The organism is Thiopseudomonas alkaliphila, from assembly GCF_001267175.1.
Taxonomy (GTDB): Bacteria; Pseudomonadota; Gammaproteobacteria; order Pseudomonadales; family Pseudomonadaceae; genus Oblitimonas; species Oblitimonas alkaliphila.
Genome location: NZ_CP012358.1, coordinates 1,381,145 through 1,402,082 on the forward strand (window position 1 = coordinate 1,381,145; position 20,938 = coordinate 1,402,082).

The window sequence follows — 20,938 nt, forward strand, 5'->3', positions numbered from 1 at the left end:
AACGGACTGATTCCATTCATTTGATTGTAATCAATTAAAGTAATTTTCCTACCATTTCACAAAAATATCATTACTCTATTGTTTTTGTTTTAAGTTAAATCAGCCCACCGTATAATATAGAGCATTAATTTGAACTTAATGCTCAAATGTAAGTCTTGTTAAGCCAACTTAAACTACCGATCACTATCGATCTTGCCTAACTTCTATTTATTACATGGATTTTTGCGTTCATGCGTCACAAAAAACCTGACTTGCTCGTAGTATTAGCGATTGTTTTAGGCTTAGGCATTGTGACTACCAGTTATGCGTCAAGCCTCTGGGAAAGACACAACTCCAGCAAAGAGTATCAGCAAGCCTTAGAGCTGAGTATTCGTTAACTAGTCAGTGGTAAAAACAGTTAATTGCTGCTCAGTAAGCACTGCATCTAAAGGCACATCCCAAGCAGCGGCAGTTAACTGCTCAACCTGCTGAACACTATGGGCAACCCCCATCAACTTAGGCTGTTTCACCCGAACGGATGCAAATGCACGATCATAAAAGCCTCCGCCCATACCTAAGCGGTTACCCTGTTGATCAAATCCGACCAAAGGCATTAATACCAAATCCAATGCCCATGCTGAACGCTGCTGACTAGCGTTACTTAAAGGCTCAGCCAGTCCAAAACGGTTGGCTTGATAGCAACTATCTGCGGTAATGCGCTGAAAGGACATCTGAGTACGTGGCCACTTAGCCAACACGGGCAGATAAACCATTTTTTTATCAGCCAGCAATACGTTAATTAAGGGCGCTAAGTTTAACTCACCATCGGCTGCTTGATAGAGCGCTATATGCTGAGCACTCCAATACCAAGGATGACTACGTAGATGCTTAATTACCTTAAGCGATGCCTGCTGTTGTTGCACCGCACTTAAACTGCGGCGTAATTTACGCAGTTGAGCACGTAATAAACGTCGATTGGATAAATCAGTAGGTGCGAGGTTTAAATTCAAGACAGGTTTAATAACCGAACAAAAAAGTGACGACAAACGCAGAAAGGTTCCCCGGAAGTGCCGCTGCCTGCATGACCCTTGAACCCGAACAGTTCAAGGTGGAAGTCATGATTGATCTTTAGGCTTTCCGTCTAGCGGACCTGCTCACCGATCGTGTTACAACTTCCGGGTTATGAGAATCGGCTCCGGGCGTAGCAAGCTGGCCAACACTCTAGGGATGCCTTCAGTATACACACTCACTGCTGAGGCTCAAGCCTTTTTCGCTTGCTCTGCAAGGACCGCATTAACTTGATGCAATGAAGCTTCAATTTTAGATTGCACTTCCGCTGTAGGGAAATTCTCGACCACTGCACCTTGTTTATTTTGTAACTCGTAAGCCATGTTTAGCGCTGCCATCACTGCAATGCGCTCTGTTCCCATCACTCGTCCAGTACGACGGATCTCACGCATTTTCTGATCCAAATACTCTGCTGCCGTAGTTAAAGCCGGCGCAACCTGCGCCTCACAGGCGACATGATAGTCCTTATCGAGAATCTGTATTTTCACTACATCTTTTTGCTTAGAAGTCATCGCTCTGCTCCAGTGCATCTAAGCGTACTAATATCCGCTCGATGGTTGCACATGCTTGAGTGTGTTGTTGAAGTAACTGTTGATTTTCCTCACTCAACTGCTGATAGCGCGCTTGCAAATCTAAGTGCTGGGTCACTAATTGATCAACCCGCTCTAGTAGCTTCTGTAAGTTATCTTGGCTCACTCTGCCTCCTGTTTGCTAAAGGAGGTATTTAGACTGACAGCGCTTACATCAAACAGCAGTAACTGTGGGATGAATGACAGTGCTTGATACCCATGGAAGTAAACGCCCAGTTTTGCAGGTTATTTCACCTAAAAACTAAACAAAGCGCGTTTTGCGCTTGATTCTAACAAAGATTTACGCTAAGTGGCAGCCTATTCCTTTAGGTAATTCTTGCTTTTTCTAAGGATCTGCACATCGTTAAGCAATTGGCTGTAGTAACATAAGACGGTATATAGTATCGGCTTAGTCATTCACTACTTATTTTCTGTCTTTGCTTTAGGTTTCTTATGTCTGCCCAACAGTCTGCTTATCACTCCTTTGCCACCTTACTTACTAGCCTGCAACAACCGGTGACACCGGCTGAATTACAAGGTTTTTTACTCGGCCGCAGCTGTGCAAATGCTAATTTCGATCAGCAACAGTGGTTAATTGATGCAGCAGAACTGTTTGCAGGCGAACTGCCTGAGACGCTACACAGCGCCTTGCAGGGCTTACAATTAATGACCTATCAAGAACTGACTAACACCGAAACCATGGCTCTGACGTTATTGCTACCTGAAGATGAGCTATCACTCAGTGAGCGCTTACAAGCTTTGAGCGAATGGTGCCAAAGTTTCTTAGCAGGCTTTGGTTTAAGCATTGGTAGCATTGTCGTGACTGAACAAGCAGCTGAGGTACTTGAGGACTTTGTCGCCTTAGCCAATATTGCTGACGCCGAAGAGGGTGAAGAAAACGAGCAAGATTATATGGAAGTCAGTGAATACCTAAGGGTTGCCCCATTGCTGCTATTTGCTGAGTGCGGAGCCAAGCAAACCATTGTTGCTCCGCAAGATCGCGCACCAGTGACTCATTAATCTTCAATTAGCCATAGGTTTACTCATGCTTAATTCAACTGCTCAACATTTTCACCAGCGGCGCCAACAGCTGTTACAAACCATGGCGCCTAATAGCCTACTCCTTCTGCCGGCCTCTCCAGTGGCTACACGTAATGGCAGCGTTGAATACAGCTATCGACCAGACAGTCACTTTTATTACCTCAGCGGTTTTAGCGAGCCTGAGGCGTGTCTGGTGTTAGTTAAAGATGCGCAGCATAGCACCCAAAGTATTTTATTTTGCCGCGAGCGCCATCCCGAACAAGAACAGTGGGAAGGAAAACGAGCAGGCCTTGAAGGTGCTGTTATCCAGTATGGCTTTGACCAAGCATTACCGATCACCCAATTAGCCGAGCACTTACCGCAACTACTCAATGGCAAACAGACTCTCTATCAATTATTTGCCTACGCCGAGCGCTCAGAAACACTTGTCAGTACGGCACTGCAACAGCTAAGACAACAAGCCAGAGCAGGGGCTAGCGCACCCACGGTGATTGAAGATATTACTCAGGTGCTCGATGAGATGCGTCTGATCAAAAGCCCATTTGAAGTAGAGCAAATGCAACAAGCTATGCAGATCTCAGCAGCGGCACACTGCAATGCGATGCGAGCTGCTACGCCAGGTATCTACGAGTATCAATTAGAAGCCGAGCTAGACTATACCTTTCGTCAAGGCGGCGCCCATCACAGCGCCTATTCCTCGATTGTGGCCGGTGGCGACAATGCCTGTATTCTGCATTATGTGGAAAATAACCAATTAATTCCTGACGGCGCACTAGTACTGATTGATGCTGGCTGTGAAATCAATGGTTATGCTAGCGATATCACTCGCACTTTTCCAGTGAATGGCCGCTTTAGTCCTGAACAAGCCGCGATTTACGATATCGTGCTCCAAGCGAACCAAGCAGCAATCGAATCTGTTGCCCCAGGGCAACGTTGGAATGTGCCCCATGATGTTACCGTACGCGTGATTACTGAAGGCCTAATAGCGCTTGGAATCTTGCAAGGTGAGCTAGAGCAACTGATTCAAAGCCATGCTTATCGCCCTTACTATATGCACCGTGCTGGTCACTGGTTAGGTTTAGACGTGCACGATGTAGGTGCTTACCAAGTAGAGGGCAACTGGCGTGAGCTAACTCCGGGAATGGTATTTACCATCGAGCCTGGGATTTATATTGCGCCCGATGATCAGAGCGTGGCTGCGAAGTGGCGTGGCATTGGTGTGCGCATTGAAGATAACGTACTCGTTACCGATAGTGGATACCAAGTACTAACCCAAGGCGTTCCAAAACAACGTGCAGACATTGAAGCGTTAATGGCGTAAGCGCTGCATTTTACCAAGTGAGAAGGCATTTCCATGAGTACACGGCAAGCATCTAGCTCTTCAACCACCCAGATTGCTATTATTGGCGGTGGCTTGGTGGGTGCCAGTCTCGCCTTAGCCCTGCAAGCTGGAGCCAAGAAAAAGGGTTGGCGCATTACGCTGATTGAGCCCTTCCAACCAGGCCATGCCTTTCAACCTAGTTATGATGCCCGTGGCTCCGCGCTCTCCTATGGCAGCCAACAAATTTATCACGCTTTAGGTATCTGGCCACAACTCAAGCTGCGCAGCCAAGCGATTAGCTCAATCCATGTGTCAGAACAAGGCAAGTTTGCTAACACGCGCCTCCTCGCTAGCGAATCAGGAGTGCCAGCCTTAGGTTATGTGGTAGAAAATGCTTGGTTAGGGCGCTGCCTGTGGGATGCTCTCGACCCAGAGGTGGTTGAGTGGCGCTGTCCTGCTCAGGTCGAGCACATTAAAGTCCATCAACAAGGCTATCAACTCAGCCTTAATGATGGCTCGCAATTAACTGCCGAGCTCACTATTTTAGCCGATGGTGGGCGCTCGGGTTTACGTGAGCAATTAGGTATTTATGCCAAGGTAACACCTTATCAACAGACTGCCTTAATCAGCACCGTTACCCCGCAACAGGATCACCAAGGCCAAGCCTTTGAACGCTTTACCGCGACCGGTCCCTTAGCTTTATTACCCTTAGTGGATAATCGGATGGTGCTCATCTGGACTCATCCACCAACGACTGCCGAACAGCTAAGCCAATTGCCTGATGCTGAGTTTAAACACGCTCTGCAACGTGAGTTTGGTTATCGCTTAGGCGCTTTTAATAAAGTGGGCACACGGCATCTGTATCCTCTGAACCTGATCGAAAGTAGCGAGCAAGTTCGCCCTCACCTAGTAGTGCTAGGTAATGCTGCCCATAGCCTGCACCCAATTGCCGGACAAGGCTATAACTTGTCACTGCGCGACTGTTTATGCTTAGCCAATACTTTATTAGCCAGTAATCAGCCACTTGGCGACTTTGCCACTTTGCAACAGTACCAACGGCTGCAGCAGCAAGATCAAGCCTTAACCATTGGTTTCTCTGATCAGGTGACGCGGCTATTCTCACACAGCCGCGCGCCCTTGGCTCAGTTACGCAGCTTAGGGCTCTTGGGCTTAGAATTAGCCTCTCCTGCGAAACAATGGTTTGCGCAACAGGCCATGGGCTTAGGTGGACGCCGCTATGTCTAAATCTGTTCAATCTAAACACGCACGCGCCTTAGCTAAAAAAGCGCGCTGGTTGAAATGGGGCATCAGTCTCTATCCTCCTTACTTGGGCGCTGGCATCTCAGTTAAGTCAATCTCCGCTGATTTTCGCCAAGTTCAGGTACAAATGAAGCTACGCTGGTATAACCGCAATTATGTTGGTACCCAGTTCGGTGGTTCGCTGTACTCGATGACCGATCCTTTTTATATGCTGATGCTCATGCAATGCTTGGGTCCCCGCTATCTGGTCTGGGATCAGGCTTCACAGATTGATTTTATTAGTCCTGGCAAAGGCTATGTGCAGGCCCAGTTTCAATTATCCGATGAACAATTGCTAGATATTCAGCGCCAAACAGCTCAAGGTGAAAAATACTTACCAGTGTTTCAGGTCAATATCCTCGACTCACAGCAACGCGTGATCGCACGGGTACAAAAAACGGTGTATGTGCGCCTGAAACCCGAGTATCGCCCAGCAACTCAATAGGATTGGTTATGCACGCAGATATCGTTATTGTTGGTGCCGGTATGGTTGGTAGCGCCTTGGCACTAGCCTTACAGTCACTTCCGCTGAAGATTGTATTGCTAGATGGCAGCTCTTTAAGCGCCCAACCACTGGATTTTCAACGCCCTTTTGCACCGCGAGTGAGTGCCCTATCCTTGGCCTCTGAACGGATTCTAACTCGACTTCAGGCCTGGTCTGGCATACAGCAGCGCCGTGCCTGCCCCTATTATCAGATGGAAGTCTGGGATGGCGACGGCACTGGCAATATTCAATTCTCTGCAGCTGATGTACATGCTGAGCACCTAGGGCATATCGTAGAGAATGATTTAGTCCAAGATGCGCTGCTTGAGCAACTCGCAAACTCACCCATTCAGCTCTTAGCGCATACTCGTTTAGAGCAACTCACACGCAGTCAAAACGGCTGGCAATTAAGCTTATCTGATCAAAGCCAGTTAACCACGCCACTATTAATCGCAGCTGATGGTGCGAATTCTGCCGTGCGCCGCTTAACTCAAGCAGCAACCCGTGAGTGGGATTATTTACATCACGCCATTGTCACCAGCGTACAAACCGAACAGCCGCATCAACACACTGCTTGGCAACGCTTTACTGCTACTGGTCCCATTGCCTTACTACCACTGACTGGCCAACCGCTAGCAGGCCATTGGTGCTCACTAGTGTGGTCGACCACACCTGAACATGCCCGTCAATTAATGGCACTTGATTCCCAAGCCTTTAATCAAGCTCTGGGCCAAGCCTTTGAATATCGTTTAGGAAAAATTATCCACAGCGATCAACGCTTTAGCATTCCACTACGCCAGCGCCACTTGAAACGCTATGTGCAACCAGGACTGGCCTTTATTGGTGATGCCGCCCATACCATCCACCCACTAGCGGGCCAAGGGGTGAATATGGGTTTTTTAGATGCAGCATCCCTTGCCGAAAACTTAATAGCCGCTGCCCAGCGTGGTGAACAACTGGCTAGCGAGCGTGTACTCAGTCGTTTTGAGCGCCAACGTATGCCCCATAATCTAACCATGATGGGAGCAATGGAAGGCTTTCAACACCTTTTTCAAAGTGATCACCTTGCCCTGCGTTTAGCTCGCAATTTTGGTTTAAAGCTGATGAATGATACACCTCTGAGCAAAGCTTTGATTACCCGCCAAGCCCTTGGCGAAGGCAGCTATTTACCCGCACTTGCTCGGCCGTTACCCAGTTAATGACTAGCCTTTAGCTATTTATTGAAAACATTTGCCAAAGTAAATGCAATTCAATATCATTTGGTTTTATCTCACACATGGACACGAGGCTGTTATGCACAAACGTACCCCCTTACTGGCTGCTATGGGCTTAGCTGTACTAGCGAGCAATGCCTTTGCCGCTAACGATGAAGTGGTGGTGTACTCATCACGTATTGATGAGTTAATTAAGCCAGTATTTGACAAGTACACTGAAGAAACCGGCGTTAAAGTTAAGTTTATTACCGACAAAGAAGCGCCCTTAATGGCCCGCCTAAAAGCCGAAGGTGCCAATACTGTTGCTGATATGCTGATCACAGTTGATGCGGGTAACCTGTGGCAAGCAGAGCAAATGGGCATCTTACAGCCCATCGAGTCTGAAACCATTCAAAACAACATTCCTAGCCAATATCGCTCCAGTAATAACGAGTGGACAGGCTTATCCCTACGCGCACGTACCATTGTTTACTCTACAGAGCGTGTTGATCCTAAAGAATTGACCACCTATGAAGCGCTTGCGGATAAAGAGTGGAAAGATCGTCTTTGCTTACGCACCAGTAAGAAAGTATATAACCAGTCACTAACCGCCACCTTAATGGAAACCCATGGCGAGCAAAAAACTGAAGAAATCGTTAAAGGCTGGGTAAGTAATCTAAAAACTGATCCTTTCTCTGACGACACCGCTTTACTGCAAGCAATTGATGCGGGTCAGTGCGATGTAGGTATTGTTAACACCTATTACTACGGCCGTTTACACCAGCAAAACCCAGACTTAAAAGTAAAACTATTCTGGCCTAACCAAGAAGATCGTGGCGTACACGTCAACTTATCAGGTGCTGGCATCACTAAGCATGCACCGCATAAAGAAGCTGCGGTTAAACTGTTAGAATGGATGACTGGCCCTGAAGCGCAGGCGATTTTCGCTGGCGTAAACCAAGAGTTCCCAGCGAACCCAGCAGTTAAGCCTTCAGCAGAAGTAGCTGCTTGGGGCGAGTTTGAAGCCGATAAAATCCCTGTTGAAGTAGCAGGTAAGCGTCAAGCAGAAGCGATTCGCTTAATGGATCGTGCTGGCTGGCGTTAAGTTTTACTCTGCCCTGTAACAACAAGCCGAAACCTTTTAGGTTTCGGCTTTTTTATGGCCTGTGTTTTGTTTAAAGATTACCCCAATCTATTGAAACTCAAGCACATTGCTACTAAACGGTAATTCTTCTTGGGCCAGCTCTTGCTGCACCCGCCCTGGATCCCTTAAGTAAAAACTCACTCCCTTAATCAAGGCGGGTAAACGCTGCTCATACTCGGGAAAGCTCACCACATAATTAGTCCATAACTTAAAATAATACACCAATACCGTATCTTGTAAGTTACATAGCAAATCAGGGTGTACGACCTCGGTTAGCTCCTCAATACAGCTAAGTAACAAATTCTCCATTAACTCGGCATTTGTTTCGTCATATTTATTATAATGCCGAGTTGCTTTTCTCAGCTTACGCACTAATGCTGCCTGCTTATTCATCTATACCTTCTACTTAACTGCGCAAAGGCCTTACTGCCTGAGTGATTCACCTTGGAGTTATTATGCGCACTGCGCCTAAAAAAATCCTGAGCACTATTATCGGTCTAGCTTTGCTCTTACTGCTGGCTTGGCTGCAGCTAGAGCCTAGCAATTCAAAACAAACCCAATACTCACAGGAGCTTAGGCAAACCCTCGCGCTTATTCAACAAGGTGGCCCTTACCCTTATCGGCAAGATAATAGCCTGTTTCATAATCGCGAAAAACGCTTACCTCTCAAGCCGCGCGGCTACTACCGAGAATACACAGTTCCTACGCCCAATCTCAAACATCGCGGTGCCAAACGTGTAGTTACTGGCGGGCAACCGCCAGAAGTGTACTATTACACCGAAGATCATTATCAAAGTTTTATTCAATTAAAGGTGCAGCCATGACCACTGCAAGCGGTTTATTTTGGGTCAATCAACGCCCTGCTGTAAGTGTTGATTATGAGTTTACCCCTACCGCAGTGAATCGCTGTACGCTCTTGAGCTGGTTGAGCGAAACTTTTCAGTTTGCCGAATACTTTGGCAATAACTGGGATGCCGCTTGGGACTGTTTAAGTGAAGTCCCATGGAACCCACAGCAGCCATTACGGCTGTATATTTCCTTTGCAAAAGCCACTGTAATTGAGGCCGATGCCCTAGAGCAATTTATCCAGTTGCTAGCAGATGCTGCCTCTGAATGGCAGAGCTTAGCTGTCTACTTGCAAGCGCCAGTTAACCCTTAAGCAAAAACGCCTTACTCCTAAGAGTAAGGCGTTGAATCAAATTGAGCGCAGGCGAACTTAGTCCTCAATGCTTTCCCGTTCACGATAGCCTAGTAGATACAAAATGCCGTCCAGACCTAAGGTTGAAATCGCCTGACGGGCACTTTGCTTAACTAAGGGCTTTGCCCGAAAAGCCACACCCAGACCTGCTAAACCTAGCATCGGCAAATCATTCGCCCCATCACCAACAGCAATTGTCTGTTCTAAGCGTAAGCCTTCTTTAGCAGTCAACTCTTGCAGCAAATCAGCTTTGCGCTGGGCATCGACAATTGGCTCAATCACTCGCCCAGTCACCTTGCCATCAATAATTTCTAGCTCATTAGCATAAACATAATCAATGCCTAATTTAGCTTGTAGCTGCTTGGCAAAGTAGGTAAAACCACCGGACAAAATCGCAGTTTTGTATCCCAAACGCTTAAGCTCGGTAAATAACACCTCAGCACCTTCGGTAAGCTTCAAACTATCGGCAATACCTTGCAGGCTAGACTCTGGTAGACCTTTTAAGAGTGCTAAACGCTCTTTAAAGCTGGCTTTAAAATCCAGCTCACCCTGCATCGCGCGCTCAGTAATAGCTGCTACTTTCTCGCCAACACCAGCCGCTTTAGCTAACTCATCAATAACTTCGGCCTCAATTAACGTCGAGTCCATATCAAACACTGCTAATCGACGGTTACGCCGAAAAACGGTATCGCGCTGGAAGGCAATATCAACATTCAACTCTTGGGCGACACTTAAAAACTCAGCTCGCAATGCCGCCACATCTTCAGGCTCACCACGCACTGAAAACTCAATACAGCCTTTGCTTTTATCCAAAGGCAAATCAAGCGGACGACGACCAGACAAACGATCAATATGATCAATATTTAGGTCATATTTAGCAGTAATTTCACTGACTCGTTGCAGCTGTAAAGCAGTTACCTTGCGGGTTAACAGGGTAACGATATAGCGCGATTTACCCTGTCCTTGTACCCACAACTGATAATCTTGCTCAGAAATAGGAGTAAAGCGCACTTGCTGATCTAACTTGTAACCAGTAAACAGCACATCTTTAAGCGCGTCGGCAGAACCTTCTGCCTGGGGAATTTCGACTAAAATCCCAAAAGATAGGGTGTCATGAATCACCGCCTGCCCAATATCAAGAATATTTACCCCCGCATTAGCCAGCACTCCCATGATCGCCGCGGTTAAACCCGGGCGATCTTCTCCGGTGATATTAATCAATACTATTTCGCGCAAGGCGCTATCTCCACTCGATAAGGTAATGGTTAGAAACGAAATACTTCAACTTGCTCAGCCGATGGTTTCACTGGTGCTTCAGGTAAGGTTGCAGGCGTCGCTAACCTCTTAGTCGGTGTTGTGCTAGCAGATTCGACTGCCGTCTTAGTTGGCGTCTTAGCTGGGCGCACGCTAGATTGATTATAAGCCACTTGCCGTTTAGCTGACTGCTGGCGCATTTGCTGACTTAAAGCTTTACTTAAGCGCTGCAACAACGCACTTTGCGCTTTAACTTGTGAGTCTAAGCTATTTTGATGCGGCTCATTGTCGGTATATAAACCACTGTCTAAAAGCTCACCGTTGGCATCCAATAAACGCCACTGCGCCTCAATCAGCGCGGGTTGTTGTACACCTGAATCTAAACGACTAATACTCAGCACTAATTGCTGCTGAGGCTCAACCCCAATGCGATCAGGATATAAAGAAATTTTACTAGTATTGAGCTCCGCTGCTAGCTGCCGCACGAGGTACTGACCAATATTATCTTGTAAACTGCCAGCCCAACGTCCTCCCTTGGCCATACTAAAACTGCCATTGGCGTCACGCTGTAAAATACTTTCGCGCTGCAAATAATCAGCCACCTTCAATGGCCCAAGTAATACGGTTAAATCATGCTCTTTGGTGTTTTTAGCCGCCACCGCCGACTGCAACTGATAAAACTGAACTGGCTCAGTCGTGGCGCAGCCACCTAAGCCTGCCATTGTAAGCACAGCCAAGACTGCAGGTAATACGGGTAGGTGCTTAATCATTGTTTTTTCCCAAAAATTAATGACTCTGGATTGCGCTCTAAACCTTCAGCAGCGCGCTGCATAGCTTTACTTGCCTGACTCAGTTCTTGCAGAGCATTGAGCATCTCATATTGTAATTCAGATTGCGGACCAATGGAGCGACGGCTATCTACGACAAAGCCATTCATCTGCTCGATAACCTGCTGAGTATTTTTCGCGGTTTGGCGTAACTCTTTCATCACTTCGGTTAGTTCATTACCACTGCCGGTCACCGTACCCATTAACTGCGGTACATCTAAGTTTAATTGGGCTGTCAGCTGGTCAACATTGGCTAAAATTTTATTCACCCCTTCCAGCCCCTCACTGAGCGCTGGTGAGCTGGCTAATTTATCCAATGAGCGCATCGCACCACTGGCAGTTTCCATTAGTTCAGCAATGGGCACATCTTTCAGACCTGACACTAAATCACGCAGCACATCAGCAGCCTGATCAATTTTCGACGGCACACTAGGTATTGCTGGCACATCAAAGCGATGGGGTTCACGAATATACCCTTCATGCCCCGGAAAAAAATCCAGCGCGACAATGGCCTTACCCGTTAACAAACTAGGGGTTTGTAATTGTGCACGCAGACCACGCTCAACCAAAGGCTCAACCACCGCATCAAAACCTTTGCCACCTAAACTGGCTGCTTCGTTTTCACCTTGGTTGATGCGAATCACCACCGGCATGATCACATCTTGAATACTGCGATCATAGGACAAACGAATTTCACGCACACTGCCGACCTTTACTCCACGGTAAGTAACATCAGCGCCAACATCCAGCCCATCGAGAGTACCGGTAAAATAAACCACGTACTCAGCAGGTTTAGTAAATAAACTGTCTCGACTTAAAATCATCACCCCACTGACCAATAAAAAAATACCAGCCAGCACAAAGGCGCCAATTAAAAAAGGTTTTCTTGAATCACTCATAGTGCCTCCGTGGCTTTTGCACCACGACGTAAAAAGCGTTGTACGGTTTCTGGGCCATTATCTAATAGCTCGGTTAAGGAACCAAATGCGATTTGGGTACGGGTTTTATTATCGAGAAACAAGCAGGTGTCAGCCACTGCATAAATACTGGGTAACTCGTGGGTAACCAATACAATGGTTGAGCCTAAACTATCACGCAACTGTAAAATCAGCTCATCCAATGCTTGTGAGCTTAGCGGATCAAGTCCTGCCGAAGGCTCATCAAAGAACAACACTTCAGGATCTAAAGCTAAAGCTCGAGCTAAAGCAGCTCGTTTACGCATCCCCCCCGAAAGCTCAGAAGGATACAAATCAGCGCAGCCTGTTAGCCCAACTAAGGATAACTTAAGTTCAGCTAATTCATCTTGCTCAGCACGACTTAAATTGGGACGCCACGCGGCCAAGGGTAAGCAAATATTTTGCCGTAAGGTCATCGAACCCCAGAGCGCGCCGTTTTGGTACAACACGCCAAAATACTGCTGCAAGTTAGCCCGTGTATCTTCATCTTGCGCCCAAAAGTCTTCGCCATGAAAGTAACTGGTTCCTGCCAGTGGCGCCTGCAAACCAATCAGATGGCGCAACAAGGTGCTCTTACCACACCCACTACCACCCATAATGACAAAGACTTCGCCCTGTTTAATTGAAAAATTTAGGTCGCGCTGAATCACTAAGCTGCCATAACCTGCACTTAAGTTTTCAGCAACTAAAATGCCTGAGTTTCGCATATTAAATCCCCAACTGGGTGCAGATTAAGGTAATCATCGCATCACTCACTACCAGCGCGACAATAATGCTAACCACCGCACCGGTGGTGGCTTTACCAACCGCCTGGGCATTACGACCACTGTTTAAGCCGTAATAGCAGCCTATTAAACCGATCAGTACCGCAAACACTAAGCTTTTAAATAAACCAATCATAAAATCGGTTAAGGTCAACATCGATAAGCTTTGGTTAATGTATTGGGTCGCAGAAATATCAAATAAGCCCGAACCAATCACGAACCCGCCAAAAATCCCCAAGGCATCGGCAAATACCGTTAAAATCGGCATACTAATCAAGAGCGCTAACAAACGCGGCAAAACTAAAAACTCTAATGGTGGAAAACCAAAAGTTTTTAATGCATCGACTTCTTCATTTGCCTGCATACTGCCCAGCTCTGCCGCATAGGCCGCCCCGGTTCGGCCGGCCATAATCACTGCGGTCATTAACGCGCCCATTTCTCGGGTCATACCAATTGCCACCATGTTGGCAATATACAGTTGCGCACCAAAGGCTTCTAACTGCGCGGCGCCAACAAAGGCTAGAATCAACCCCACTAGACTGGCAATCAGAGCCACAATCGGTAAGGCTCCTGGCCCGCACTGTTGCAGGGCATCCCAAAAATCGCTCATACGCATGCGCCCCTTTCCAAGCAGCATGCGCCAGCAGGCGATTAATACTTCGCCAATAAACTGACAACTTTTACCAATCGCAGCAAACACCGCCATGACCACTAAACCAAAGCGGGCAATTCTGCCAAAGGCCTGAGGCTCCTGTGCTTTAGCTTGCACCGATGGCGTATCCGCCATCACCAAGAGCCTACTAACTGCTGGCGGCAACTCGGCAAATTCAACACTTGCATTTTGCTGCTCAGCTAAGCGACGAATCCGCCGTAGCATCGCCAGTAAACTGCTATCCCATTGCTCTACTTCAACCTGCACAGTGATGTGCTTAGCCGACTTAGGTTTAGCTTTCCATACTTTGGCTAGATTCGGTTTGGCTTGGTGTAAAGTCCAAGCACCACGCAAGTTTAGCCTGGCAGATTCGGTGCCATCCCACTCTAAAATTGCTTGATCTGGCACGCTTGCCATAGCTGTTTACCTTTTATTAAGAGGTTGCTTGATCGGCCCATATTTTTTCAACACGCTGAAAGCCGCGCGGTAGTTTGCTGCCACGTCGACCTCGCTCGCCATAGTAATGCTCTAGGTCATCAGGTTTTAACGTCAAGGTGCGCTTACCCGACTGCACAATTAACGAATCACTAGCAGTAACGAGTGCACAACCAACTACCCACTCTTCACGCTTAGCCGCGCGCTCAGCAGTAATACCAATAATTTTATTACCCTTGCCTCGGGATAAAATGGGTAACTCTTTTAAGGCAAATACCAATAATCGTCCCTCATTCGTCACCACCGCTAGCAACTGCGATTCTAGCGCCTGAACTTCCATTGGCGGCAATACCTTAGCAGCAGTAGGTAAAGTGATTAAAGCCTTACCGGCTTTATTCTTAGTGTGTAAATCGGCACCCTTCACTAAAAAGCCATAGCCGGCATCGCTGGCCATTAAGTACAGTGCCTCATCTTCAGCGGCAAGAATCCATTCAAAACTAGCGCCCATTGGTGGGGCTAAGCGGCCAGTTAAGGGCTCACCTTGGCCTCGGGCCGAAGGTAAGGTATGGGCAGCTAGCGAGTAACTACGTCCTTCACTGTCTAAAAAACTCACCTGCTGATTGGAGCGAGCAGGCTGTGCCTGTTTTAATCCATCTCCAGCTTTGTATGACAAAGCTGCCGCATCAACCTCATGTCCTTTCGCCGCACGCACCCAGCCTTGTTCTGATAAAACAATCGTTAGTGCTTCTACCGGCACCAAAGCACTTTCATCAAGCGCCTTCGCTTCCACTCGCTCAACCAGCGGTGAACGGCGAGAATCACCATAGATTTCAGCATCTTGCTGAATTTCTTGTTTGACTAAGCGCTTAAGCTTCGTCGGGCTAGCCAACAAGCCCTGCAACTTTTTCTGCTCTTTCAATAGCTCAGCCTGTTCCCCCCGAATTTTCATCTCTTCTAGGCGTGCCAATTGACGCAAGCGCGTATCTAAAATGTAGTCTGCTTGGGTTTCAGTTAAGGCAAAGCATTGCATCAACACACTTTTAGGCTGATCTTCCGTTCGAATAATCTCAATCACCTGATCGAGATTTAAAAAAGCGATCAGCAAGCCATCTAACAAATGTAAGCGACGCTCAACTCGATCGAGCCTAAACTGCAGACGACGGCGCACGGTTTCCAGTCTAAAACTCAACCACTCGGTTAAAATCTGCAACAGATTTTTTACTTGGGGCTTGCCGTCTAGGCCAATCACATTACTGTTAAAGCGGTAACTACTTTCTAAGTCCGTGGTGGCAAATAAATGCTGCATCAGGGCCTTGCTATCAATTCGGTTAGAGCGCGGCACAATCACAATGCGGCAGGGATTTTGATGATCTGACTCATCACGCAAATCCGCCACCATCGGCAGTTTTTTGGCCTGCATTTGCCCGGCAATTTGCTCCAAAACCTTGGCCCCTGAAACCTGATAAGGCAGTGCCGTCACCACAATCTCGCCATCTTCTAGACGATACACGGCCCGCGCGCGAACCGAACCCCGCCCCGTTTGATAGATTTTTAATAAATCAGACCGTGGGGTAATAATTTCAGCTGCGGTTGGAAAGTCTGGGCCTTGGATATGCGTTAATAGCTCTTCTAATGTACTGTTTGGCTGATCTATCAGTTGCACACAGGCATTAGCTACTTCTAACAAGTTATGCGGTGGAATATCGGTAGCCATCCCCACCGCAATCCCAGTAGTGCCATTGAGCAGCAAATTGGGCAGCCGTGCCGGCAGCACCGAAGGCTCTTGCAAGGTACCGTCAAAGTTATCTATCCAATCAACTGTGCCCTGGCCTAACTCAGCCAGCAAACTATCGGCATAGTGTGCCAGTCTGGCTTCGGTATAACGCATCGCGGCAAAGGACTTAGGATCATCGGGCGCACCCCAGTTCCCCTGCCCATCGACCAACGGGTAGCGATAACTAAAAGGTTGTGCCATTAATACCATCGCCTCATAGCACGCTGAATCACCATGGGGGTGAAACTTACCCAACACATCACCCACGGTTCGAGCAGATTTTTTATGCTTCGCTTCAGCATTTAGACCTAGCTCGCTCATGGCGTAAACAATACGTCGCTGCACCGGCTTTAAGCCATCACCAATATGCGGCAAGGCCCGGTCCATAATCACGTACATCGAATAATTGAGGTACGCTTTTTCAGTAAAGTCGGCGAGCGAGCGTTGCTCCACCCCTTCAAAACTTAAATCGACTAATTCACTCATAACTTTTCTACTTTACCTGCCTGTTAATGCCTGTACGTCTACGCTGTACAGTGCTGCACTCAATGCAACCAGCCCTTGGCAGGTGCTTTAAATTGCCAAATAATAGGATTTTTTAGCTGGTCAGCTCGGACTTTGTCAGCCGTATCTAAGCCAACCCACGCCGCACCCTCTTCAATCACTAAAGCTTCTGCCATCCCTAACTGAGCGCCACCGTAGCGCTTCTCGGGCAGGCTTTCAGTGCTCGCAAATGACCAACATCGTTCAACTTTTCCGTGTTTTAACTCTCGTCGACACAGCTGTCGCTCGGCGCGCTCCAAGGTAAACAATTTATCGCGATACATACTTAATCCAGAGAAGTCTGCCGCCGTGCGACCGCTATAAGGCGCGGGCAATGGCACCTGATGTTGCTCGGCTAAGACTACACAGTTATCAATACAACGCCACTGTAGTTGATGCTGGGTTAAACGAATTAAGCCACGACCCTGCCGCTCCGCGGCTAACCAGAGCTGACTGCCATCTTCCGCTAGCGCAAGGCCTTCTAAACCCGCATTGTGCCGCAACAATAAACCGTTAGCGCGCGCCATCGAGTGCAAGTTACTCGGTAAACGAATCCAGCGTCCTTCGCCTTCTCGATTAACCTGTAACACGGCAGAATATGCTTCACTTACCAAATACAAGTTGTGCTGGCTATCGCAGCTAATACCTTCAAAATCTAGCTCACTGCCTCTGACCTGACTGACGACGCTCTGTAATAGGCGATTGGCTAAAGGTTTGCGATTAATTGGTGGTACTTGAATCGCATAGGGTTGAGCCAGAAACTGTTGCTGCGCGCTATCTAAAATCAGCTCAAACACTTGATTATCCACACGGTCTGACACCGCCCACCAACGACCTTGGCACTGGCTAAGGCCTGATAAATGACCTGCCGTTAATCCCTGTACAGGATACTCTTGGGCTAACTCCAGTACGGTTTCGTCGGCCCAGACCAGCTGCGTCAGACTCAACAGTAGCCAAGTAGTAAAGAGGGACCAGCAACTAGCTCTCAAGCTAAGACCTCGGCCAGATTCCCTTTATCTTCTAACCAACTACGACGATCACTGGAACGCTTTTTCGCCAATAACATATCCATCAACTCAATCGTTTGTTGACTGTCTTCCAAGGTGAGCTGAACTAAGCGCCGAGTATTCGGATCCATGGTGGTTTCTCTTAGTTGCCCAGGGTTCATTTCACCCAGCCCTTTAAAACGAGTCACCTGCAACTTGCCACGTTTATTTTGCTGCTTGAGCTGCTCTAGAATTGCATCACGCTCTCCTTCATCAAGGGCGTAATGCACTTCTTTACCCAAATCAATCCGAAAGAGTGGCGGCATTGCCACATACACATGACCTTGCTCAACCAAAGGCCTAAAGTGCTGTAAAAACAAAGCACAGAGCAAGGTGGCAATATGTAAGCCGTCAGAATCGGCATCAGCCAGAATACAAATTTTGCCATACCGCAGTTGACCCAAATCCTTAGCTCCAGGATCAACCCCAATGGCTACAGCAATGTCATGCACTTCCTGAGAACCAAGCACTACACTGCCATCGACTTCCCAAGTGTTAAGAATTTTACCGCGCAGCGGCATAATTGCCTGAAACTCTTTATCCCGTGCTTGCTTAGCACTGCCACCAGCCGAGTCACCCTCAACTAAGAACAATTCGCCCCGCATCGGGTCATGCCCTACGCAATCGGCTAACTTGCCTGGCAACGCAGGACCTTGGGTAATTTTTTTGCGCTCCACCCGTTTGGCTGATTTTAAGCGCTTACCGGCATGGGCTATCGCTAACTCTGCCAACTGCGTGCCTAACTCAGGGTTGGCGTTAAGCCACAAACTAAAGGCATCTTTAACTACGCTGCCAACAAAGCCGGCAGCGTTGCGTGAGGATAAACGCTCTTTGGTTTGCCCAGAAAACTGTGGTTCTTGCAGTTTAATCGACAACACAAAGCTAATGCGCTCCCAAATATCTTCTGGCGCCAGCTTAACTCCACGTGGCAATAGATTACGAAACTCACAAAATTCGCGCATCGCATCCAGCAAACCCTGGCGCAAGCCATTTACGTGAGTTCCGCCTTGGGCGGTAGGAATTAAGTTAACGTAACTTTCTTGAATTAACTCTCCGTCTTCCGGTAACCAGCATAATGCCCAGTCAACTTGCTCGGTCTTACCTTTTTGCTCGCCACAAAATAGCTCTTCTGGCAAACGTTCAGTCGTACCCAAGGTCTCCGTCAAATAGGAGCGCAAGCCATCGACAAACTGCCACTCCAGTTTTTCATTAGTATTTTTATCAACAAATACCACTTGCAGCCCAGGGCACAGTACCGCTTTCGCTTTCAAAATATGCTTTAGCCGCGGTACCGAGAGCTTGGCTGAATCAAAGTACTTAGGATCAGGCCAAAAACGGATTGAGGTTCCGGTATTGCGCCGTCCGACAGTCCCGACTACGGTTAAAGCCGAAGCGGTAAAGCCATCGTTAAAAGTCATCAAGTACTCTTGACCATCACGTCGTACACGGACCTCTACTTGGCTCGACAAAGCATTGACTACCGACACCCCAACCCCATGCAAACCACCAGAGAACTCGTAGTTTTTATTAGAGAACTTACCGCCTGCATGCAGCCGAGTAAAAATCAACTCTACCCCTGAGATGCCCTCTTCAGGGTGAATATCCACCGGCATACCGCGTCCATCGTCAATCACTTCGAGCGATTGATCAGTATGTAAGATCACCTGAATTTGCTTTGCATGCCCGGCTAACGCCTCATCCACGCTGTTATCAATCACTTCTTGGGCTAGGTGATTCGGGCGAGTGGTATCGGTATACATGCCTGGGCGCTTACGCACCGGATCCAGCCCCGATAACACCTCAATCGCATCAGCGGTATAGGTCGTATTAGTCATAACTGCCTTTTAAATCAAAATATAAACGTACTGCAGGAGGTAAAACATCAGCCAATTAGGCATTAGCTATGCCAGCTAATGCTAAAATTTCGGGAATACGCTGGGCAAAGCCTTGATAAGCATGATCGCCACCCTGCTCTACCTCTACCACACAGTCTTGATAGTAGCGTTCAGCTACGCGGTAATCTAAAGTTTCGTCATCGGTTTGTAACCAAACCTGAATCTTTGCTCCTGCCTTTGGCGGTGCCACTGCTAACGGAGTTAACTGTTTAATCTGCTCTGCAGTGAGGTCCCAGGTTTCGCCGGTATGGTAGTTAGTTTGCGGCCCAACATAGTGTTCAAAACGCAGATGCGCCTCTACTGCAGGATTAATCAACAGGGCTGGATTAGCATAGCGATCATGTAAATAGGTAGCATAGAAACCACCCAGCGAACTGCCCACTAACAAGGCCTGTGGGTTGGCTAGCACCAGCTCTTCAAGCTGTGCCATAGCCGCACTAAAGTCATTAGGCAAGTCAGGAATAATTAAGGCATCATGTGGCAGATTTAATTGCTGCCAGTACGCACGAAGTTGCCGCGCCTTAGTTGAAAGGGCCGAGCTATTAAATCCATGGATATAAATAATTTTTGCCGACATAGCATCCCTCTTACACTAGACATCAAGCACTCAATTCGTGGCGTATATTATCAGCAACCATCTCTTTGCGTGAGCTCACAATCAATTATTTCATAGAGCCTATTAATAGCCTGCAGCCTCTGGATCTGGCACAAAACAAGGCTCTTGCAAGCGCTCCACGTGCGTCTCTACCCGACCATCGGCATACAAGGTCAACCAACGATAACCAGGTTGCAAGGTATCCACAGCAAAGTCTTCGGCCTTGGGCAAAAATTGCACGCAGCTCGATGGTGTAGTCAACACGTCGAGTCCTGCCACTTGCTGATGACTGGCTTGATGCACATGCCCAGAAATAATCACTTTAACCTGTGGATATTTAGCACACAGCGCCAGCAGCTGATCGGCATTACGTAAACCAATCTGATCAATCCAAGCACTGCCTACAGGTAAGCAGTGATGATGCACTGCCAATAACACATGCTCTGCGCTTAGATTAGCCAGTTTGTGCTCTAGCGCCATCAACTGTGCGGTATCTAACTGGCCATAGGCACAGCCAGCTACCTGGCTGTCTAACAACAATAACGCCCAATTGCCGAGCACGTATTCTGCCTGTAAATACAACGCCCCCTGAGGATGCTGCGTCATCACTGCGCGCTCATCATGGTTACCTAATAGCCAAAACTGTCGCTTAGCTAAAGATTGCGTTAACTGCTCAACATATTCATAGCCCTCTGGGCTGTGGTCTTGCACTAAATCACCGGTCAGCAACAGGGCATCTACAGGCTGCGTCAGACGCTGGGCTATCTGTTGCGTGAGTGCCGCTAAACTAGCGTAGGTATTAATTCCTAACAGATGCTGGGAGCGATCGGCAAATAAATGTGTATCGGTTATTTGCAGCAAGCGAATGGCTGGCTGCTGCGCTGTGGCTATCTGTGGCAAT

23 protein-coding genes and 1 other RNA gene are annotated in these 20,938 nt (G+C 47.8%); 9 read left to right on the forward strand and 15 right to left on the reverse strand.

Going from position 1 to position 20,938, the window contains the following annotated elements:
- Nucleotides 1-230: 230 nt before the first annotated feature.
- Nucleotides 231-377 carry a hypothetical protein gene (locus AKN87_RS12360; RefSeq protein WP_199532718.1) on the forward strand — a complete coding sequence of 49 codons (147 nt, stop codon included), beginning with the start codon at nucleotides 231-233 and terminating at the stop codon, nucleotides 375-377.
- Here AKN87_RS12360 and AKN87_RS06685 read toward each other — a convergent pair whose 3' ends face one another.
- The 4 genes from AKN87_RS06685 to AKN87_RS06695 form a co-directional block, all read right to left on the reverse strand.
- A complete protein-coding gene (locus tag AKN87_RS06685; RefSeq protein ID WP_231692596.1) occupies nucleotides 378-1,025 on the reverse strand; it encodes a 5-formyltetrahydrofolate cyclo-ligase in 648 nt (215 codons plus the stop codon).
- 8 nt (nucleotides 1,026-1,033) lie between these two features.
- A non-coding RNA gene (gene ssrS, locus AKN87_RS12115) (6S RNA) lies at nucleotides 1,034-1,210 on the reverse strand.
- 28 nt (nucleotides 1,211-1,238) lie between these two features.
- Nucleotides 1,239-1,559 carry a cell division protein ZapA gene (locus AKN87_RS06690; protein WP_053100486.1) on the reverse strand — a complete coding sequence of 107 codons (321 nt, stop codon included), beginning with the start codon at nucleotides 1,557-1,559 and terminating at the stop codon, nucleotides 1,239-1,241.
- Nucleotides 1,549-1,743: a hypothetical protein gene (locus AKN87_RS06695; protein WP_053100487.1), complete on the reverse strand. Its 195-nt coding sequence runs from the start codon at nucleotides 1,741-1,743 to the stop codon at nucleotides 1,549-1,551. Before AKN87_RS06695 ends, AKN87_RS06690 begins: the two co-directional genes overlap by 11 nt.
- Before the next feature lie 326 nt (nucleotides 1,744-2,069).
- Here AKN87_RS06695 and AKN87_RS06700 point away from each other — a divergent pair, with 326 nt between their 5' ends.
- The 6 genes from AKN87_RS06700 to AKN87_RS06725 all read left to right on the forward strand — a co-directional run bounded on the left by AKN87_RS06700 (nucleotide 2,070) and on the right by AKN87_RS06725 (nucleotide 8,059).
- Nucleotides 2,070-2,636: a UPF0149 family protein gene (locus AKN87_RS06700; RefSeq protein ID WP_053102884.1), complete on the forward strand. Its 567-nt coding sequence runs from the start codon at nucleotides 2,070-2,072 to the stop codon at nucleotides 2,634-2,636.
- Between the two features lie 25 nt (nucleotides 2,637-2,661).
- Nucleotides 2,662-3,978 carry a Xaa-Pro aminopeptidase gene (gene pepP, locus AKN87_RS06705; protein WP_053102885.1) on the forward strand — a complete coding sequence of 439 codons (1,317 nt, stop codon included), beginning with the start codon at nucleotides 2,662-2,664 and terminating at the stop codon, nucleotides 3,976-3,978.
- A gap of 33 nt (nucleotides 3,979-4,011) precedes the next feature.
- Nucleotides 4,012-5,223 carry a 2-octaprenyl-6-methoxyphenyl hydroxylase gene (gene ubiH, locus AKN87_RS06710; protein WP_053102886.1) on the forward strand — a complete coding sequence of 404 codons (1,212 nt, stop codon included), beginning with the start codon at nucleotides 4,012-4,014 and terminating at the stop codon, nucleotides 5,221-5,223.
- Nucleotides 5,216-5,722, forward strand: a complete 507-nt coding sequence (locus tag AKN87_RS06715) for a DUF4442 domain-containing protein (RefSeq protein WP_053102887.1) — start codon at nucleotides 5,216-5,218, stop codon at nucleotides 5,720-5,722. The genes ubiH and AKN87_RS06715 overlap by 8 nt, the downstream gene beginning before the upstream one ends.
- Before the next feature lie 8 nt (nucleotides 5,723-5,730).
- Nucleotides 5,731-6,960 carry an FAD-dependent monooxygenase gene (locus AKN87_RS06720; RefSeq protein ID WP_053102888.1) on the forward strand — a complete coding sequence of 410 codons (1,230 nt, stop codon included), beginning with the start codon at nucleotides 5,731-5,733 and terminating at the stop codon, nucleotides 6,958-6,960.
- A 94-nt stretch (nucleotides 6,961-7,054) separates the two neighbouring features.
- Nucleotides 7,055-8,059 (forward strand): Fe(3+) ABC transporter substrate-binding protein, encoded by a 1,005-nt coding sequence (locus AKN87_RS06725; RefSeq protein WP_053102889.1) that lies wholly within the window; start codon nucleotides 7,055-7,057, stop codon nucleotides 8,057-8,059.
- A gap of 87 nt (nucleotides 8,060-8,146) precedes the next feature.
- Here AKN87_RS06725 and AKN87_RS06730 read toward each other — a convergent pair whose 3' ends face one another.
- The gene (locus AKN87_RS06730; RefSeq protein WP_053102890.1) at nucleotides 8,147-8,491 is read right to left on the reverse strand and encodes a hypothetical protein; all 345 of its coding nucleotides are present in this window, start codon (nucleotides 8,489-8,491) and stop codon (nucleotides 8,147-8,149) included.
- A 62-nt stretch (nucleotides 8,492-8,553) separates the two neighbouring features.
- On the opposite strand from AKN87_RS06730, the gene AKN87_RS06735 reads away from it, so the two are divergent.
- Together AKN87_RS06735 and AKN87_RS06740 are read left to right on the forward strand one after the other, a co-directional pair.
- The gene (locus AKN87_RS06735) at nucleotides 8,554-8,922 is read left to right on the forward strand and encodes a ribonuclease domain-containing protein (RefSeq protein WP_080995521.1); all 369 of its coding nucleotides are present in this window, start codon (nucleotides 8,554-8,556) and stop codon (nucleotides 8,920-8,922) included.
- On the forward strand, nucleotides 8,919-9,257 hold the full coding sequence (locus AKN87_RS06740) for a barstar family protein (protein WP_053102891.1): 339 nt from the start codon (nucleotides 8,919-8,921) through the stop codon (nucleotides 9,255-9,257). Before AKN87_RS06735 ends, AKN87_RS06740 begins: the two co-directional genes overlap by 4 nt.
- 57 nt (nucleotides 9,258-9,314) lie before the next feature.
- On the opposite strand, the gene serB is transcribed toward AKN87_RS06740, so the two are convergent.
- From serB to cpdA, 10 genes are all read right to left on the reverse strand, one after another.
- On the reverse strand, nucleotides 9,315-10,532 hold the full coding sequence (gene serB, locus AKN87_RS06745) for a phosphoserine phosphatase SerB (RefSeq protein WP_053102892.1): 1,218 nt from the start codon (nucleotides 10,530-10,532) through the stop codon (nucleotides 9,315-9,317).
- 29 nt (nucleotides 10,533-10,561) lie between these two features.
- Nucleotides 10,562-11,320: a PqiC family protein gene (locus tag AKN87_RS06750; RefSeq protein WP_053102893.1), complete on the reverse strand. Its 759-nt coding sequence runs from the start codon at nucleotides 11,318-11,320 to the stop codon at nucleotides 10,562-10,564.
- On the reverse strand, nucleotides 11,317-12,276 hold the full coding sequence (locus AKN87_RS06755) for an MlaD family protein (protein WP_053102894.1): 960 nt from the start codon (nucleotides 12,274-12,276) through the stop codon (nucleotides 11,317-11,319). Before AKN87_RS06755 ends, AKN87_RS06750 begins: the two co-directional genes overlap by 4 nt.
- Complete coding sequence (locus AKN87_RS06760; protein WP_053100499.1) at nucleotides 12,273-13,040, reverse strand: ABC transporter ATP-binding protein; 768 nt, start codon at nucleotides 13,038-13,040, stop codon at nucleotides 12,273-12,275. The genes AKN87_RS06755 and AKN87_RS06760 overlap by 4 nt, the downstream gene beginning before the upstream one ends.
- Before the next feature lies 1 nt (nucleotide 13,041).
- On the reverse strand, nucleotides 13,042-14,166 hold the full coding sequence (locus AKN87_RS06765; protein WP_053102895.1) for an ABC transporter permease: 1,125 nt from the start codon (nucleotides 14,164-14,166) through the stop codon (nucleotides 13,042-13,044).
- Nucleotides 14,167-14,182: 16 nt separating this feature from the next.
- Complete coding sequence (gene parC / locus AKN87_RS06770; protein ID WP_053102896.1) at nucleotides 14,183-16,444, reverse strand: DNA topoisomerase IV subunit A; 2,262 nt, start codon at nucleotides 16,442-16,444, stop codon at nucleotides 14,183-14,185.
- Between the two features lie 59 nt (nucleotides 16,445-16,503).
- Complete coding sequence (locus AKN87_RS06775) at nucleotides 16,504-17,448, reverse strand: esterase-like activity of phytase family protein (protein WP_053102897.1); 945 nt, start codon at nucleotides 17,446-17,448, stop codon at nucleotides 16,504-16,506.
- A gap of 38 nt (nucleotides 17,449-17,486) precedes the next feature.
- A complete protein-coding gene (gene parE, locus AKN87_RS06780) occupies nucleotides 17,487-19,382 on the reverse strand; it encodes a DNA topoisomerase IV subunit B (protein WP_053102898.1) in 1,896 nt (631 codons plus the stop codon).
- Between the two features lie 55 nt (nucleotides 19,383-19,437).
- Nucleotides 19,438-20,019, reverse strand: coding sequence for a YqiA/YcfP family alpha/beta fold hydrolase (locus AKN87_RS06785; protein ID WP_053102899.1), 582 nt, complete (start codon nucleotides 20,017-20,019; stop codon nucleotides 19,438-19,440).
- 102 nt (nucleotides 20,020-20,121) lie between these two features.
- Nucleotides 20,122-20,937 carry a 3',5'-cyclic-AMP phosphodiesterase gene (gene cpdA, locus AKN87_RS06790; protein WP_053102900.1) on the reverse strand — a complete coding sequence of 272 codons (816 nt, stop codon included), beginning with the start codon at nucleotides 20,935-20,937 and terminating at the stop codon, nucleotides 20,122-20,124.
- Nucleotide 20,938 lies beyond the last annotated feature (1 nt).

Coding starts and splice junctions, on each gene's coding strand:
- parE (WP_053102898.1), bottom strand. CDS start 19,382: ATGACTAATACGACCTATACCGCTGATGCGATTGAGGTGTTATCGGGG.
- AKN87_RS06730 (WP_053102890.1), bottom strand. CDS start 8,491: ATGAATAAGCAGGCAGCATTAGTGCGTAAGCTGAGAAAAGCAACTCGG.
- AKN87_RS06725 (WP_053102889.1), top strand. CDS start 7,055: ATGCACAAACGTACCCCCTTACTGGCTGCTATGGGCTTAGCTGTACTA.
- AKN87_RS06765 (WP_053102895.1), bottom strand. CDS start 14,166: ATGGCAAGCGTGCCAGATCAAGCAATTTTAGAGTGGGATGGCACCGAA.
- AKN87_RS06690 (WP_053100486.1), bottom strand. CDS start 1,559: ATGACTTCTAAGCAAAAAGATGTAGTGAAAATACAGATTCTCGATAAG.
- AKN87_RS06750 (WP_053102893.1), bottom strand. CDS start 11,320: ATGATTAAGCACCTACCCGTATTACCTGCAGTCTTGGCTGTGCTTACA.
- AKN87_RS12360 (WP_199532718.1), top strand. CDS start 231: ATGCGTCACAAAAAACCTGACTTGCTCGTAGTATTAGCGATTGTTTTA.
- AKN87_RS06700 (WP_053102884.1), top strand. CDS start 2,070: ATGTCTGCCCAACAGTCTGCTTATCACTCCTTTGCCACCTTACTTACT.
- parC (WP_053102896.1), bottom strand. CDS start 16,444: ATGAGTGAATTAGTCGATTTAAGTTTTGAAGGGGTGGAGCAACGCTCG.
- AKN87_RS06740 (WP_053102891.1), top strand. CDS start 8,919: ATGACCACTGCAAGCGGTTTATTTTGGGTCAATCAACGCCCTGCTGTA.
- AKN87_RS06715 (WP_053102887.1), top strand. CDS start 5,216: ATGTCTAAATCTGTTCAATCTAAACACGCACGCGCCTTAGCTAAAAAA.
- AKN87_RS06735 (WP_080995521.1), top strand. CDS start 8,554: ATGCGCACTGCGCCTAAAAAAATCCTGAGCACTATTATCGGTCTAGCT.
- AKN87_RS06720 (WP_053102888.1), top strand. CDS start 5,731: ATGCACGCAGATATCGTTATTGTTGGTGCCGGTATGGTTGGTAGCGCC.
- AKN87_RS06755 (WP_053102894.1), bottom strand. CDS start 12,276: ATGAGTGATTCAAGAAAACCTTTTTTAATTGGCGCCTTTGTGCTGGCT.
- ubiH (WP_053102886.1), top strand. CDS start 4,012: ATGAGTACACGGCAAGCATCTAGCTCTTCAACCACCCAGATTGCTATT.
- AKN87_RS06785 (WP_053102899.1), bottom strand. CDS start 20,019: ATGTCGGCAAAAATTATTTATATCCATGGATTTAATAGCTCGGCCCTT.
- AKN87_RS06760 (WP_053100499.1), bottom strand. CDS start 13,040: ATGCGAAACTCAGGCATTTTAGTTGCTGAAAACTTAAGTGCAGGTTAT.
- pepP (WP_053102885.1), top strand. CDS start 2,662: ATGCTTAATTCAACTGCTCAACATTTTCACCAGCGGCGCCAACAGCTG.